The 15,385-nt window shown below is 70.6% G+C and carries 12 protein-coding genes; 2 read left to right on the forward strand and 10 right to left on the reverse strand.

What is annotated here, in order from left to right:
* The first annotated feature begins 5 nt into the window (after window positions 1-5).
* The gene (locus ACFYXU_RS30440) at window positions 6-623 is read left to right on the forward strand and encodes a GNAT family N-acetyltransferase (RefSeq protein WP_329855978.1); all 618 of its coding nucleotides are present in this window, start codon (window positions 6-8) and stop codon (window positions 621-623) included.
* A gap of 97 nt (window positions 624-720) precedes the next feature.
* On the opposite strand, the gene trxA is transcribed toward ACFYXU_RS30440, so the two are convergent.
* The 7 genes from trxA to ACFYXU_RS30475 form a co-directional block, all read right to left on the reverse strand.
* Entirely contained in the window at window positions 721-1,047 is a 327-nt protein-coding gene (gene trxA, locus ACFYXU_RS30445) for a thioredoxin (protein WP_329855980.1), read from the reverse strand.
* 45 nt (window positions 1,048-1,092) lie between these two features.
* Window positions 1,093-2,058: a thioredoxin-disulfide reductase gene (gene trxB, locus ACFYXU_RS30450; protein WP_376507501.1), complete on the reverse strand. Its 966-nt coding sequence runs from the start codon at window positions 2,056-2,058 to the stop codon at window positions 1,093-1,095.
* A 140-nt stretch (window positions 2,059-2,198) separates the two neighbouring features.
* A complete protein-coding gene (locus ACFYXU_RS30455) occupies window positions 2,199-3,128 on the reverse strand; it encodes a zf-HC2 domain-containing protein (RefSeq protein ID WP_389460905.1) in 930 nt (309 codons plus the stop codon).
* Entirely contained in the window at window positions 3,125-3,820 is a 696-nt protein-coding gene (gene sigM / locus ACFYXU_RS30460; protein WP_376507503.1) for an RNA polymerase sigma factor SigM, read from the reverse strand. The genes ACFYXU_RS30455 and sigM overlap by 4 nt, the downstream gene beginning before the upstream one ends.
* Window positions 3,821-3,855: 35 nt before the next feature.
* A complete protein-coding gene (locus ACFYXU_RS30465) occupies window positions 3,856-5,547 on the reverse strand; it encodes a protein kinase family protein (RefSeq protein WP_389460907.1) in 1,692 nt (563 codons plus the stop codon).
* Between the two features lie 118 nt (window positions 5,548-5,665).
* Window positions 5,666-7,921: a murein biosynthesis integral membrane protein MurJ gene (gene murJ / locus ACFYXU_RS30470; protein WP_389460909.1), complete on the reverse strand. Its 2,256-nt coding sequence runs from the start codon at window positions 7,919-7,921 to the stop codon at window positions 5,666-5,668.
* Window positions 7,922-7,966: 45 nt separating this feature from the next.
* Complete coding sequence (locus ACFYXU_RS30475) at window positions 7,967-10,375, reverse strand: DUF6049 family protein (RefSeq protein ID WP_389460911.1); 2,409 nt, start codon at window positions 10,373-10,375, stop codon at window positions 7,967-7,969.
* A gap of 235 nt (window positions 10,376-10,610) precedes the next feature.
* On the opposite strand from ACFYXU_RS30475, the gene ACFYXU_RS30480 reads away from it, so the two are divergent.
* Complete coding sequence (locus ACFYXU_RS30480) at window positions 10,611-12,053, forward strand: CCA tRNA nucleotidyltransferase (RefSeq protein WP_376507507.1); 1,443 nt, start codon at window positions 10,611-10,613, stop codon at window positions 12,051-12,053.
* 87 nt (window positions 12,054-12,140) lie between these two features.
* Here the strand turns inward: ACFYXU_RS30480 and ACFYXU_RS30485 are convergent, their stop codons facing one another.
* From ACFYXU_RS30485 to ACFYXU_RS30495, 3 genes are all read right to left on the reverse strand, one after another.
* A complete protein-coding gene (locus tag ACFYXU_RS30485; RefSeq protein WP_389460913.1) occupies window positions 12,141-13,400 on the reverse strand; it encodes an MFS transporter in 1,260 nt (419 codons plus the stop codon).
* Window positions 13,401-13,475: 75 nt separating this feature from the next.
* Window positions 13,476-14,558 (reverse strand): inositol-3-phosphate synthase, encoded by a 1,083-nt coding sequence (locus ACFYXU_RS30490; protein WP_329855994.1) that lies wholly within the window; start codon window positions 14,556-14,558, stop codon window positions 13,476-13,478.
* Window positions 14,559-14,605: 47 nt separating this feature from the next.
* Window positions 14,606-15,286 carry a helix-turn-helix transcriptional regulator gene (locus ACFYXU_RS30495; protein ID WP_329855996.1) on the reverse strand — a complete coding sequence of 227 codons (681 nt, stop codon included), beginning with the start codon at window positions 15,284-15,286 and terminating at the stop codon, window positions 14,606-14,608.
* Between the last annotated feature and the right edge of the window lie 99 nt (window positions 15,287-15,385).

The following is a 15,385-nucleotide window of genomic DNA, read 5'->3' on the forward strand; positions in this document are numbered from 1 at the left end:
CAGTCGTGGGGCGTCGGCTCGTACCGCTCACCCTGGACAACCTTCCGGATCTCCCCAAGCGGTGTCGCTCCTGTGTCTTCTGGGAGCTCGACCCGGTCAGCGGTGAGGCGGCGGTGAAAGCGGGGCGCCCGGAAGTGGAGAAGGAGGCCTGGATCTCGGCCGTTCTCCTGGAGTGGGGCTCCTGCGGCCGCGTGGTCTATGTCGACGAGGTGCCGGTCGGTTACGTCCTCTACGCTCCCCCGGCCTATGTCCCGCGCTCGACGGCTTTCCCGACGAGTCCCGTGGCGGCGGACGCCGTCCAACTGATGACGGCGTGGATCATGCCCGGCTATCAGGGCCAGGGGCTGGGGCGTGTGGTGGTGCAGACCGTCGCCAAGGACGTGATGAGGCGGGGCTTCAAGGCGATAGAGGCGTTCGGGGACGCCCGGTGGAAGGAGCCGGCCTGTGTGCTGCCGGCCGAGCACCTTCTCGCGGTGGGCTTCAAGACGGTCCGCCCGCATCACGCGTTCCCCCGGCTGAGACTGGACCTGAGGACGACGCTCTCCTGGAAGGAGGACGTCGAGATGGCCCTGGACCGCCTGCTCGGCGCCGTGCAGAAGGAGCCCGCGCTGCGGCCCCTCTAGGGCGTGTCGTCACACTCTCTAGCTCCGGTGCACGAGAACGGCCCGCCCCCTGTCGGGGACGGGCCGTTTCTGTTTCACGTGAAACATACGACGTGCGTCAGGCGGTGAAGGGCTCCAGGTCGCGCAGGATCGCGGCCTTCGGCTTGGCGCCGACGATGGTCTTGACGACCTCGCCGCCCTGGTAGACGTTGAGCGTCGGGATCGACATGACGCCGTACTTGGCAGCCGTGGCCGGGTTCTCGTCGATGTTGAGCTTCACGACCTCGATCTCGCCGTGCTCGGCGGCGATGGCCTCCAGCGACGGGGCGATCTGGCGGCACGGACCGCACCAGGCGGCCCAGAAGTCCACGAGGACGGGCTTGTCGCTCTTGAGGACAACGTCATCGAAGTCTGCGTCGGTCACGTTCTTCAGGGCGCCGGCCACGGCGGCCTCCTTCATTCGCGGGGTGTGGTGGAGAGAGACGGGGGGTCAGACCGCGGGGGTCTCGGCCAGCTTCTCGCTGTCGGCGAGGGCGGCCAGGAAGCGCTCGGCGTCCAGCGCGGCGGAGCAGCCGGTGCCGGCGGCCGTGATGGCCTGACGGTAGGTGTGGTCGACGACATCGCCGGCGCCGAAGACGCCCGTGAGGTTGGTGCGCGTCGAGGGGGCGGCGACCTTGAGGTAGCCCTCCTCGTCCAGGTCCAGCTGGCCCTTGAAGAGCTCGGTGCGCGGGTCGTGGCCCACGGCGATGAAGAGGCCCGTGACGGCGAGCTCGCGCGTCGCACCGGTCTTGGTGTCGCGCAGGGTCAGGCCGCTGAGCTTCTGCTCACCGTGGATCTCGGTGACCTCGCTGTCCCAGGCGAAGGAGATCTTCGGGTCGGCGAAGGCGCGGTCCTGCATGGCCTTGGAGGCGCGCAGGGCGTCGCGGCGGTGGACGATCGTGACGGACTTGGCGAAGCGCGAGAGGAAGGTCGCCTCCTCGATCGCGGTGTCGCCGCCGCCGACCACGGCGATGTCCTGGTCCTTGAAGAAGAACCCGTCGCAGGTGGCGCACCAGGAGACTCCGCGACCGGAGAGCGCGTCCTCGTTCGGGAGGCCGAGCTTGCGGTGCTGGGAACCGGTGGTGACGATCACGGCCTTGGCGCGGTGCACGGTGCCGGCGGTGTCGGTGACCGTCTTGATCTCACCGGTCAGGTCGACGGCGATGACATCGTCCGGGACCAGCTCGGCGCCGAAGCGCTCGGCCTGGGCGCGCATGTTGTCCATGAGGTCCGGGCCCATGATGCCGTCACGGAAGCCGGGGAAGTTCTCGACCTCGGTCGTGTTCATCAGGGCGCCACCGGCGGTGACGGCTCCCTCGAAGACCAGGGGCTTGAGGGCCGCTCGGGCCGTGTAGAGCGCAGCGGTGTACCCCGCGGGACCGGAGCCGATGATGATCACATTACGGACGTCGCTCACGGGTTTCTTCCTCGTCTCTGCAGACTTGCCACTGCCTACGGGGGCGGTTGTCTCGGTCGCTCTCACCCCACCCAACGGATCCTAAGGGGCGTACATTCCCGAGACCGCCGCGCGGCACCGCAGCCGGACGAAGAGCGAGGTCAGGAGCGGGGATACGTCTGGCTCACCAGGAGGTCGGCGGCCGGGCCTCCGGTCTTCGCGGGCCGGTCGGCGCAGGAGGCGTCGAGGACGTAGGCCTGGACCCGGCTGCTGTCCGCCGGATCCGACAGGACGAGCAGGTAGGCGGGCGTCCCCTGGTATTCGCCCCGCTCGTGGCCCAGCACCCCGTCGGTCCGGCCGGTACCGGCCAGGACGCAGGCGGGGACGTCGGTCCCTCCGTTGCGCCGGGAGGTGGTGCCGTCGGTCTCTGCGGACATCGATTCGGGCCCGACCCCCTGGGGTGTCTTGGGCGAGCGGCTCTCGTTCAGGAGGGCGTCGACGCGCTCCTCGACGGGAGCGCCGGAGAACGGACTGAGGGGGGCGCTCGCGAGCGCTTCGGCCTTCTTGGTGCTGCTGTCGGCACGGCCGGCGGTCACGTTGCCGGTCTGGGTCACGTACAGGCTCGTACCGAGGACCGCGGCTGCGAACGCGGCGCCGATCGAGGAGAGCAGCGCGATGCGGCGACGTCGGCGCGCACGGGGGCGGCCGGGACCCGTGCCGGCGCGGGGGTGTCCGGCAGGGCGGTCCGTCGCCGGTGACGAAGCTGCGGTCCCGTCGGAGGGGCGCGATGTTTCACGTGAAACGGGGGTGTCGCTCTGTGGGGAAGTGGCGTTGAGGAGGGCCTCCGCGGCCAGAGCGGCGTCGATCCGCCCCGCGATCTCGGCGGGCATCCGCGGCGGGCCCGGCAAGGTACCGAGCAGGCCCCGGATCTCGTCGAGGGAGGACCGCACGTCGGCACAGAGGGGACAGCCGTCCAGGTGCCGTCGTACGGCCGCCGAGCGGGTGGGTGACAGCAGCCCCTCGGTCAGGTCGGAGATCTCCGAGACGTCCGGGTGCTGTGTGGTGTCGGCCCTGTCGGCCGTGGAAGTCACGTGCGCCCACCTCCGCCCTTCACAGCAGCTGGATCTGTCGGTCCGGTCTCCGTCGGTCCCGGCACCACCGGTGGGACGGATGTCCCCGGCGTCCGGTTCCTTCCCCCTTCGGCGGTCTCGTTACCCACGGTGTCGGCGCGCAGATGAGTGACCAGCGGAAGGAGGCGTGCCCGCCCGCGCGCGCACCGGCTCTTCACGGTCCCGGTGGGAACGCCGAGGATACGGGCTGCCTCGGCGACCGGGTATCCCTGCATGTCGACGAGGACCAGCGCGGCGCGCTGGTCCTCGGGGATCGCCGCGAGGGCGCCGAGCACCTGACGGTGGAGATCGTGGCGCTCCACCGGTGCCTCGGCCGATTCGTGCGGGTCGAGGAGCTGCTCGAAGCGGTCGGTGTCGTCGACGGGCGAGGTCTTGCGGGAAGCGGCCTTGCGTACCCGGTCGAGGCAGGCGTTCACGGTGATGCGGTGGAGCCAGGTCGTGACGGCCGACTGGCCGCGGAAGGTGTGGGCGGCCCGGAAGGCGGAGATCAGCGCGTCCTGGACCGCGTCAGCGGCTTCCTCGCGGTCCCCCAGGGTCCGCAGGGCCACCGCCCAGAGCCGGTCACGGTGACGCCGCACCAGCTCACCGAAGGCGTCCGGGTCTCCGGCGACATGGCGGGCCAGAAGTTCCTGGTCGTCCGTGGCGTCGTCCATCGGTCGGTCCAACGGTGAGCCCCCTCCCCTGGTCGTCAGCCCATGACCTTGACTTCGGTCAGCTGGCCGCGGAACTCACCGTCGGTGAGGGGCAGCTCCGTCAACCAGACCAGAACGTAGCGGGTCGTGACCTGCTTGGTGAGCTTCAACTTCACGTCGCTGCCCCTGTCCGATGCCTGGGTGGTGAAACCTTCGGCCGTGGACGGTGCCGAGGAGGCGCCCGCGGGTGCCGTGCGGACCTCCACCTTCGTGTCCCCGACGAACGACAGGTCGACCGAGCTGACCTTCTGGTCCGAGCCCAGGTCCAGCACGATGCCGACGCCGGTCTTCAGGTTGCCGAACTGCGCGGTGGTGTAGTTCTTGGTGTGCCAGAAGGTGCTCGGGTCCCCGTCGTAGGCGTTCGCCACGGACTCGGGGTACTCCTCCCCGTTGCCCCCGGGGGGCGGGTCGAAGTCGTCGGCGGACGCGATGGCGATCGGCTTCGGCGCCGCGGGCTTCTCGTCGGCCGAGGGGTGGACTATGGGGGTGTCCTTCTTGGGCTCCGGCTTGAGGAGCTGGTCGGCGATCTGCCAGCTGCCGAGGCCCAGTGCGGCGATCAGCAGGGCCGAGACGACCCACTTCAGCGCCTTGCCCGTGCGGCTCTGGAGCGGCGGCGGGGGGATGACGAGCGGCTGCGTGACCATGGGACGTGCCTGAGGACGTCCGTAGGTGCCCTGCTGGTAGGTGGTGTGCTGGTACTCGGGCGGGGCGATGAACTCCGGCTCCGGCGGACGGACGCGGGGCATCGCCGCCACAGCCTTGGCCAGTTCGTCCGGGGTCGTGCAGGGCGGTTCCTGACGCGAGGCGGTGGCCCCGTCGTTCGCCAGGGCCCGCATGGCGATCTCGGAGAGGCCCCGGTGGACGCCGGCGCGGACCTGGTCCGGCGGCAGCAGCCCCACGCCCTTGGGAAGGCCGGAGAGGCCGTAGGCGTCGCTGTCGTACGGCCAGCGCTGGGTCAGCGCGGCGTACAGCAGGGCTCCGATCGCCTCGGTGTCGTTGCGCTGCGGACGCTCGGCGGTGATGCCGCGCAGGGCGGCGTTCACGGCCAGGCCGCGGATCCGGTACTGCCCCGTGGAGCTCCGCAGGACGGCGCTCGGGGTCAGCCGGAGGTGCGCGAGGCCCTCGCGGTGGGCGGCTGCCATGGCCTGGGAGACCTGGGTGACGAGCTGGTAGGCGTCGTGGGGCTCCAGCGGGCCGGCCGCGAGCAGCGCGGTCAGCTCGGTGGAGTCCGGCAGCCACTCGTGCACCACGTACACGAGGTCGTTCTCCTCGACGGCGTCGAGGACCTGGACGAACCGGGGATCGCCGAGGAGCGCCGAGGACCGGGCTGCGGCGAGGACCGACCGGGCCCGGGGGTGGTCGGCCGGCAGCAGGTGGACCCCGACCGCGCGGCGCAGCTTCTCGTCGACGGCGCGCCAACTGCTGAAGCCGTCCAGACGGGTGACGCATTCCTCGAGCCGGTAGCGTCTGGCCAGTTTGTGGCCGCTGTGCAGCTCGGGTGCCGTGATCGAGGGCTGTTCGCCGCTCTGTCGTTCGACCGCCTTGTTCTCCATGGCCTCGGCGGTCTTGCCCGCCACCTTCTGGTCTTCCGCCACCCCGTCGGTCGCGGCCGTGTCCGCCTTGGCGGTCAGCGGGTCGTCACCGCTGTTGTCGGCCACGTCGACGGCAGCCGTGCTACGTTCCGCCACCGTCGTTCCTGCCTCCCCATCCGTTGCGTCAGATCCAACAGCCAAGCCAATTGTGCCCACAGTCGGACGCTATGCACGACACGCGGATCCCGTCGATGGTTGTGCGGGCCCGCCGGGTTCAGCGTCCCAGGCGTCCGCGGACCATACCGACCAGGGTGTTCAGCTCCGCGATCCGCATGCGCTTCGCGGCGACGAAGAAGACGCCGAGGAGCACCGCACCGCCGACGACGAGCGCGACCAGCGAGCCCAGGGCGCCCTCCCCCAGCAGCTTCAGCAGACCGAAGCCGACGGCGCCGGCGACGACCGCGGCGGGCACGGAGGCCATGCAGAGGCGGGCGTAGGTCCGCAGCACGTGGGTGCCGTCCAGGTCGCCGCCCAGACGCTTGCTGAGCCGCCGCCACGCGATGCCGACGCCGACCGCGTAGGCGAGGCCGTAGGAGGCGGCCATGCCGACCACGGCCCACTGGGCGGGCAGGACGACGTAGCAGAGGGCGGAGGCGGCCGCGTTGACGGCGGCGACGATCACCGTGTTGTAGAAGGGCGTCCGGGTGTCCTCGTAGGCGTAGAAGCCGCGGAGCACGACGTACTGGACGGAGTACGGGATCAGACCGAGGCCGAAGGCCATCAGGATGAAGCCCATGCCCTGGGCGGCCTCGATGCCGCTGGAGGCGTAGAGCAGGGTGCACATCGGGACGCCGAGCGCCAGGAAGGCGAAGGAGACCGGGACGATCGCGACGGCGGAGTTCCGCAGGCCCTGCGAGATGTCGTCCCGGACGGCGCCCGGGTCGTCGTCGTGGGCGGCGCGGGAGATCCGCGGCAGCAGGGCGGCCATGACGGAGACCGTGATGATGGCCTGCGGCATGCCCCAGATCAGCTGGGCGTTCGAGTACGCGAGGAAGCCGGCGCCGTTCTTCCCGGACGCCTCACCGGCGGCGGTGGCGAGCTGGGTGACGACCAGGACGCCCGCCTGGTTGGCAAGGACGAAGAGGACCGTCCACTTGGCCAGCTTGACCGTCTTGCCGAGCCCGTGGCCCTTCCAGTCGAAGCGGGGCCGGAAGCGGAAGCCGGTCTCGCGCAGGTACGGGATCATCGCCAGGGCCTGGACGACGAGGCCGAGCAGGGTGCCGATGCCAAGCAGGCGGATGCCGTCGTCCGGAATGGTCTGCACGCCCATGTGGGACTCGGCGGAGGTGCCGTAGACCCAGATGAAGAGGCCGAAGGTGACGATCATGACGATGTTGTTCAGGACCGGGGTCCACATCATCGCGCCGAACTTGCCGCGGGCGTTGAGGATCTGGCCCATCACCACGTGCACGCCCATGAAGAAGATCGTGGGCAGGCAGTAGCGGGCGAAGGTCACGGCCACGCTGTTGGCCGCGGCGTCGTCGGCGATGGTGTTCGACATCAGCCGGATCAGCAGCGGCGCCGCGAAGACGGCCAGCGCCACGATGAGGCCGAGCGCCACCATGACGAGGGTGAGCAGGCGGTTGGCGTACGCCTCGCCGCCGTCCTCGTCGTTCTTCATCGAGCGGACGAGCTGCGGGACGAAGACCGAGTTGAGGCCGCCGCCGACGGTGAGGATGTAGATCATCGTCGGCAGGGTGTAGGCGATGGTGAAGGTGTCACCGAGCAGGGCGGCACCGAGCGCACCGGTGATCACCAGGCTGCGGACGAAGCCGGTGAGCCGGGAGACCAGGGTGCCGGCCGCCATCACGGCGCTCGACTTCAGCAGCCCGGAGGCGCGGCCCGACTTCTTCGGGGCGGGCGCGGGCAGCGGGTCCGGCTCCGGGGCGGGCGGCGGCACCTGGCCGGGCGCCTGCTGGTCCCGGTACAGGTGCGCGAACGCGTCCGGCTCGGGGGTCTCCTCACCGGCCCGGGTGACCAGGTCGTCGACCCCGGTGAACTGGACCGTGCGCGCGTCGTCGCCGTACGGCAGGTGGCGCGAGGGTCCGTCCGGCTCGGGCGCCGGCGTCTGTGCCCACACCCGGGGGTCGGGGGCGTGCTGCGGCGCGGCCGGCTGCTGGTAGAGCGCGTGCGGGTCCTGGTAGGTGCCGGGCGGGGGCGGCGGGTGCGCGGCGCGGTCGTACAGCGCCTCGGTCACCGGGTCCTGCGCGGACAGGTCCTGGGCCCGGTACGGGTCGTGGGCGAAGGCGTCCTGGACGTAGGGGTCCTGCGGGTACTGGTCCTGCGCGTACTGCTCCGGGGCGTACGGGTTCTGCCCGTAGGGGTCCTGCTGCCCCTGCGGGCCAGGGGCGCCCTGCTGCGGGGGCGGCACCGGCGGGTGGCCGGCACCGGGAGGCACGTCGGGCGTCCCACCGGACGGCGCCGGGCCGCCCGGGCCCTGGCCGCGGTCACCGTCGTACGGCGCGTTCATGGTTACCCCACCTCATCGTCCCCGGCCGACCGGCCACGACATCGCTCAACGGTCCACTTTCTCACCCGGGCCCGACGGGTCGCCGCTTTCGTGCCCGGTGTCCGGTGTCGGGTCACTCGGCTGCACGGGTTCGTCCCCGTCGGACCCCCGCTCGCGCGGGGCGTCCTCACGGGGCTCCGGCACGGCGTCGTCCGCGGCGGCGTCGCCCTCGTCGCTCCCGGCTGTCTCGTCGCTCTCGGCGCCGTCGGCGGCCTCGGCCGCCTCCGCCTCGGCGTTCCGGGCGGCCACGCGCTTGCGCTGGCTGTACATGCGGACACCGGCGAGCACCAGGAGGAGGACGCCACCGGCGATCACCAGCATCACCGTGGGAGTGATCTCGGAGACCCGCACGGTGAAGTTCATCGGCTGCCCGTACGGGGTGCCGTCCTCGGTGTAGAGCTGGGCCGTCATCGGCACCTGGCCGTTGACGTTGGCCGAGGCGCTGAACTTCACCGACTGGCTGTGCCCGCCGCCGACCTTCACCGGGAGCTCGGCGTACCTCTCGCCGTTCAGCTCCAGCCGGTTCTTGTTGCCGGAGGTGAGGCGCAGCTTCAGGTGTTCCACGCCCTGCAACAGCTTGTTCTGGACGGTGACCGGGATGGTCGCGCTGCGGCCGGAGAGCGTGAGGTCCGACTTGTCGACCAACTGGACGCCGTTGGTGAGGCTCTGTAGATAGTCCAGGACGTTGTTGCGGTAGATCGCCGCCGCCCGGGCCTCACCGCGCCAGGAGGTCGACATCTCGCGGTTGATCGCGTTGCCGAAGGGCGTCACGACGCGTTCCGACTGGGTCAGGATGACCTTGAAGTCGTTGAGCTCGTCCCGTGTCGTCTTCATGTCACGGAAGGCCTGCACCGGGAGCTCCCGGTCGCGCAGCCGCTTCGGGTAGCGGGAGCTGCTCGGCACCGTGGTGGAGGCGTCCGGGTCCGGCTTGGCCGCGGCGGCCGCGAGGAGGTCGCTGGGCTGGCTCCAGCGGCGTCCGGAGAGGCCGCCCAGGGCGGTCGCCATGGAGTGCGCCTGGGCGACGGTTGGCATCCGCTGCGGGGCGACCACGACGCTCCGCTGGTCCTCCGGCTGCTCCAGGGTGATCGCGAGCGTCTGCGCGAGGAACTCCTGGACCGCGAGCGTGGAGCGCTCCGCGCGGACCATGTCCCCCTCGAAGGCGGTGGACAGCAACGCGTCGCTCACGACGGCCGTGGTGCTGCCGTTGCCGAGCGGGCGGGCGGCCGTGGGCGTGTAGGCGAGGTCGTCGCGGACGCTGTCGCTGCGGGCGATCACCTTGTCGGCGCCGGCCGAGGTCGCGACCGCCACGATGGAGGGGTCCACGGCCCCGTCGGCGGGCCAGGCGAAGTCCGTGGAGGCCTCGACGTGGAGGACGGTCTCGACCGTCATCCCGGCCAGGGCGGTCGCCGACTGGAGGTGACCCAGGGAGCCGGGCACGTCCCTGCCCCGATGGGCGAGGGAGGCCAGGTCCGGGTCGGCGAAGGGGAGGGCGACGACCTTGTGCCCCTGCACCGCCTTCTCCAGGGCGTCCAGCCAGCGCTCGGCGACGGCCTGGTTCCTGCCGGGGACGTCCAGGGCGGTGCCGTCCTTGACCCGGTAGCCGTTGGCCATGGCGTCGACCGAGGCCAGCAGGTCCGGGTCGACCACCCAGGTGACCGGAAGGTCCTTGCCCAGCGCGACCATCTCGTCCAGGCGCCCGCCCGGGCGCAGCTCGGCCGCCAGGTCGTCGTCCTCGAAGACCGGGGTCTGCTGGTCGTCCGTGGCCGTCTGCGCCGAGACGTGCGCCGAGCCGATCAGCGGCCACAGGTAGGTGAGCTGGGTCTTCTTCTCGGTCGCCTCGGGCTGGTACGGCAGGAACGTCCGCTCGATGCCGAGCACCCGGTCGTACGGCCGGTCCGAGGTCTGCCCGTTGAGGGAGACGCCCAGCTGGTAGACGCCCTCGTCCTCGATCCCGAGGTCGGCGACGGGCACGGAGAGCGAGAAGTCCGAGCTCAGGCCCGCGCCCAGTCGGTCGATCTTGACGGCGGGACCGTCGTCGAGGGGAGCGGGATCCCTGTCTCCCCGGAAGCCGGTGCGCCCCGTGACCTGCGCGATCTCGCTACGGCTCGTCATCCTCGGCCCGACGCGCAGGTTCACGGTCGCGTCGGTGACGGCCTTCTTGCCCCGGTTGGTCACCGTGCCGGTGACGGTGACGGTGTCCCCCTCGGCGGGCGCGGTCGGCGTCATCGTGTCGAGGGACACATCGACGGTCCGGGTGCCGGCGCCGTCCTCGGCGGGGGCCGCCGGGGCGGCCGTGACCGGGGCCTGGAGCAGACCGGCCAGAAGGGGTGCCCCGACGGCGACGATGATCGTGCGCCGCAGCCATCGGCGGGCAGGTGAGGGACCGGTCCCCTGGATGTCTGCCGCCTCGGCCACGCGTTCGCCCGTCCTCGTCGTTGTCTGTGGTGCCAGTGGTGTCGGTGGTTCCCGGTTGCTGTGTCCAGGCATGGTAACGAGGCATGCTGGGAGCAAGTGCCGGGGACTGCTCCAGCCGATCTTCGACCGGGCGCCCGCCGGTGCCGTCGGGTCCATGGTCCCCGAACTCCGGGGCGTGCGGTCCCGCCGGAAACGGGGACGTCGCGGCGGGCCGGGGCACGTACCCTTTTCTGTTGTGCCGAACGCCAACGAAGACACCCCGACTGCACTGAGCCAGGTGCAACGCCGCGCGGTCAGTGAACTGCTGCGTGTGTCCCCTGTCGCCGACGACCTCGCCCGCCGCTTCCAGGAGGCCGGGTTCAGCCTCGCGCTGGTCGGCGGTTCGGTGCGCGACGCGTTGCTCGGCCGGCTCGGCAACGACCTGGACTTCACCACGGACGCCCGCCCCGAGGACGTACTGAAGATCGTCCGGCCGTGGGCCGACGCCGTGTGGGAGGTCGGCATCGCCTTCGGGACCGTCGGCTCCCAGAAGGACGGCTACCAGATCGAGGTCACCACGTACCGCTCGGAGGCGTACGACCGGACCTCCCGGAAGCCCGAGGTCTCCTACGGCGACTCCATCGACGAGGATCTCGTCCGGCGCGACTTCACCGTCAACGCCATGGCCGTGGCCCTTCCCGAGAAGGAGTTCGTCGACCCGTACGGCGGTCTCGAGGACCTCGCCGCCCGGGTCCTGCGCACGCCGGGCACCCCGGAGGAGTCGTTCTCCGACGACCCCCTGCGCATGATGCGGGCCGCACGGTTCGCCGCGCAGCTGGACTTCGAGGTCGCCCCCGAGGTCGTCACGGCGATGAAGGAGATGTCCGGCCGGATCGAGATCGTCTCCGCCGAGCGGGTCCGTGAGGAGCTCAACAAGCTGCTGCTGTCGGCGCACCCCCGGAAGGGCCTCGGACTGCTCGTGGACACGGGCCTCGCCGAGCACGTCCTGCCCGAGCTGCCGTCGCTGCGTCTGGAGAGCGATGAGCACCACCGGCACAAGGACGTCTACGAGCACTCGCTGACCGTGCTCGACCAGGCGATCGACCTGGAGGAGGACGGCCCCGACCTGGTGCTGCGTCTCGCCGCCCTGCTCCACGACATCGGCAAGCCGCGCACCCGCCGGTTCGAGAAGGACGGCCGGGTCTCCTTCCACCACCACGAGGTGGTCGGCGCCAAGATGACCAAGAAGCGCATGACCGCGCTGAAGTACTCCAACGAGATGATCAAGGACGTCTCGCGCCTGGTGGAGCTCCACCTCCGCTTCCACGGCTACGGGACCGGCGAGTGGACCGACTCGGCCGTGCGGCGCTACGTACGGGACGCCGGGCCGCTGCTCTCACGGCTGCACAAGCTGACCCGCTCGGACTGCACGACGCGGAACAAGCGCAAGGCGGGTGCGCTCTCCCGCGCCTACGACGGCCTGGAGGACCGCATCGCCCAGCTCCAGGAGCAGGAGGAGCTGGACGCGATCCGCCCCGACCTCGACGGCAACCAGATCCAGGAGATTCTGGGCATCCGGCCGGGCCCGGCCATCGGCCAGGCGTACAAGTTCCTGCTGGAGCTCCGGCTGGAGAACGGGCCGATGGAGTACGACCAGGCCGTCGCGGCCCTCAAGGAGTGGTGGGCAGCACGCGACTGAGCCGGCCCAGCGCTTGGACGGGGTGATGTTTCACGTGAAACAGGGACCCGGTCGATGCCGGGGAGGGGTGACGTTTCACGTGAAACGTCACCCCTCCTGGCGTTCCCGGCGCAGGGCCACGGCGAGCGCCGCGTAGATCACCGCCACCAGCACGACCAGCAGCGGCGAGCGGCCGTCGGGCGGCAGCATCAGCGCGGCGACGCCCGCCGCGCCCACGAAGGCGACGTTGAACAGCACGTCGTAGAGCGAGAAGACCCGTCCCCGGAAGGAGTCGTCCACGGTCGTCTGGACCACGGTGTCCGTGGCGATCTTGGCCCCCTGGGTGATGAGTCCGAGGGCGAAGGCGGCGATGAGGAACGGGGTCGGGGCGAAGGTCAGGCAGAGCGCCGGCACGAGCACGGCCGCCGCCGCCGTGCACACGGTCATCCAGCCGAAGGGCCCGAACCGCCCCACGGCCCAGGGGGAGAGGACGGCGGCCGCGAAGAAGCCCGCACCCGAGGCGGCGACGGCGAGCCCCAGGAGACCGAGGCCCTCGGAGTCCGTGGAGCTCCACGCGTAGCGGGCGAGCATGAGGACGGTGACGAGCAGGGCGCCGTAGCAGAAGCGCATGAGGCCCACCGCGATGAGCGCGCGGGCGGCGGGCCGTCGCTCGGCGAGGTGCCGCAGCCCCGCCGCCAGCCCGTGGGCCGTCGCCTTCAGGGCCGAGGCCAGGGGCTGGGGCGTGAGGTCGGGGTCGGGGCCGAGGAGTGCCCGGGGCATGCGCAGGGAGGCGAGGGCGGCGCAGAGATAGAGGACCGCGCCGAAGGCGACGACCGCGGCGTCGGAGTCGTCGGCTACGAGCCGGACCCCGAAGGCGAGTCCGCCGCCCACGGTCGCGGCGAGGGTGCCCGCGGTGGGGGAGAGCGAGTTCGCGAGGACGAGCCGCTCCTCGTCGACGACGCGCGGGAGGGAGGCCGAGAGACCCGCCAGGACGAACCGGTTGACGGCGGTGACGGAGAGCGCGGAGGCGTAGAAGAGCCAGTCCGGCACCGAGGCGAGGACGAGGACGGCGGTGCCGCAGGCGAGGAGCGCGCGCAGGAGGTTCCCGTACAGGAAGACCTGTCGGCGCTGCCAGCGGTCGAGGAGCACTCCGGCGAAGGGTCCCACGAGCGAGTACGGGAGGAGGAGCACCGCCATGGCGGAGGCGATCGCGGTCGGGGAGGTCTGCTTCTCGGGGGAGAAGACGACGTACGTGGCCAGGGCCACCTGGTAGACACCGTCGGAGCACTGCGAGAGGAGCCGGACGGCGAGCAGGCGGCGGAAGTTCGTCAGGCGCAGGAGTACGCGCAGATCACGTACGACGGACATGGCAGCAAGACTCACATACGAAGAGGGCCCCCGGGCAGTGGCTCGGGGACCCTCGATCGACAAGTGTGCGGAGCTTTAGCGCTCGACCTCACCCTTGATGAACTTCTCGACGTTGGCCAGGGCCTCGTCGTCGAAGTACTGCACCGGCGGGGACTTCATGAAGTACGAGGACGCGGAGAGGATCGGGCCGCCGATGCCGCGGTCCTTGGCGATCTTCGCGGCGCGCAGGGCGTCGATGATGACACCGGCCGAGTTCGGGGAGTCCCACACCTCGAGCTTGTACTCCAGGTTCAGCGGAACGTCGCCGAAGGCGCGGCCCTCGAGGCGGACGTACGCCCACTTGCGGTCGTCCAGCCAGGCCACGTAGTCCGACGGGCCGATGTGGACGTTCTTGTCGCCCAGCTCGCGGTCCGGGATCTGCGAGGTGACGGCCTGGGTCTTGGAGATCTTCTTGGACTCCAGGCGGTCGCGCTCCAGCATGTTCTTGAAGTCCATGTTGCCGCCGACGTTGAGCTGCATCGTGCGCTCAAGACGGACACCGCGGTCCTCGAACAGCTTCGCCATCACGCGGTGCGTGATGGTCGCGCCGACCTGCGACTTGATGTCGTCGCCGACGATCGGGACGCCCGCTTCGGTGAACTTGTCCGCCCACTCCTTGGTGCCGGCGATGAAGACCGGGAGAGCGTTGACGAACGCGACCTTGGCGTCGATGGCGCACTGCGCGTAGAACTTCGCAGCGTCCTCGGAACCGACGGGCAGGTAGCAGATGAGGACGTCGACCTGGCGGTCCTTGAGGATCTGGACGACGTCGACGGGCTCCTCGGCGGACTCCTCGATGGTCAGGCGGTAGTACTTGCCGAGACCGTCGAGCGTGTGACCGCGCTGGACCGTGACGCCCGCGTTCGGGACGTCGCAGATCTTGATGGTGTTGTTCTCGCTGGCGCCGATGGCGTCGGAGAGGTCGAGGCCGACCTTCTTCGCGTCGACGTCGAAAGCGGCCACGAACTCGATGTCGCGGACGTGGTAGTCGCCGAACTGGACGTGCATCAGGCCGGGCACCTTGGCCGCCGGATCGGCGTCCTTGTAGTACTCGACGCCCTGCACCAGCGAGGCGGCGCAGTTGCCCACGCCGACGATGGCTACGCGAACCGAACCCATTCCGGTTGCTCCCTGTGTGATCGTGGAAGCCCTGCTGGCGCAGGGTTTCACTTGGCGGTGTCGTCGGACGGATCCGGCCGGGTACTGCCCCCGTGCCGGGGCAGGCCGCCCGTCTCTCCAGAATCGTTGTCGTGCAGAGCGGGGGCGTCGGGGCCGGATCGCTGATCCCGTCCCGCCCGCTCGCTCTCGATGAGCTCGTTCAGCCAGCGCACTTCGCGCTCCACGGACTCCATTCCGTGGCGCTGCAGCTCAAGCGTGTAGTCGTCGAGGCGCTCGCGGGTCCGGGCCAGAGAGGCGCGCATCTTCTCCAGACGCTCCTCCAGCCGGCTCCGGCGACCCTCCAGCACGCGCATCCGCACCTCGCGCTCGGTCTGCCCGAAGAAGGCGAAGCGTGCCGCGAAGTGCTCGTCCTCCCAGGCGTCCGGGCCGGTGTGGGAGAGGAGCTCCTCGAACTGCTCCTTACCTGCCGGGGTCAACCGGTAGACGATCTTGGCCCGGCGCCCTGCGAGTGAAGCGGCGAGGGCCTCCTCGGGAGCGCTGCCCGGTTCCTCGATCAACCAGCCGTTGGCGACCAGCGTCTTGAGGCAGGGATACAGCGTCCCGTAGCTGAAGGCCCGGAAGACGCCCAGCGAGGTGTTCAGGCGTTTTCGCAGCTCGTACCCGTGCATCGGGGCCTCGCGCAGCAGGCCGAGAACGGCGAACTCGAGGATGCCGGAGCGTCTGCTCATCCTTCGCCTCCTCCTCCGCTTCCGGGGCCCTTATGCCGTGCTGATGTATCGACTCGATACATCAGCACGATAGAACGGCCGATCTGTCTCGACAAGCGG

Source organism: Streptomyces sp. NPDC002232 (assembly GCF_042890295.1).
Classification (GTDB): Bacteria; Actinomycetota; Actinomycetes; order Streptomycetales; family Streptomycetaceae; genus Streptomyces.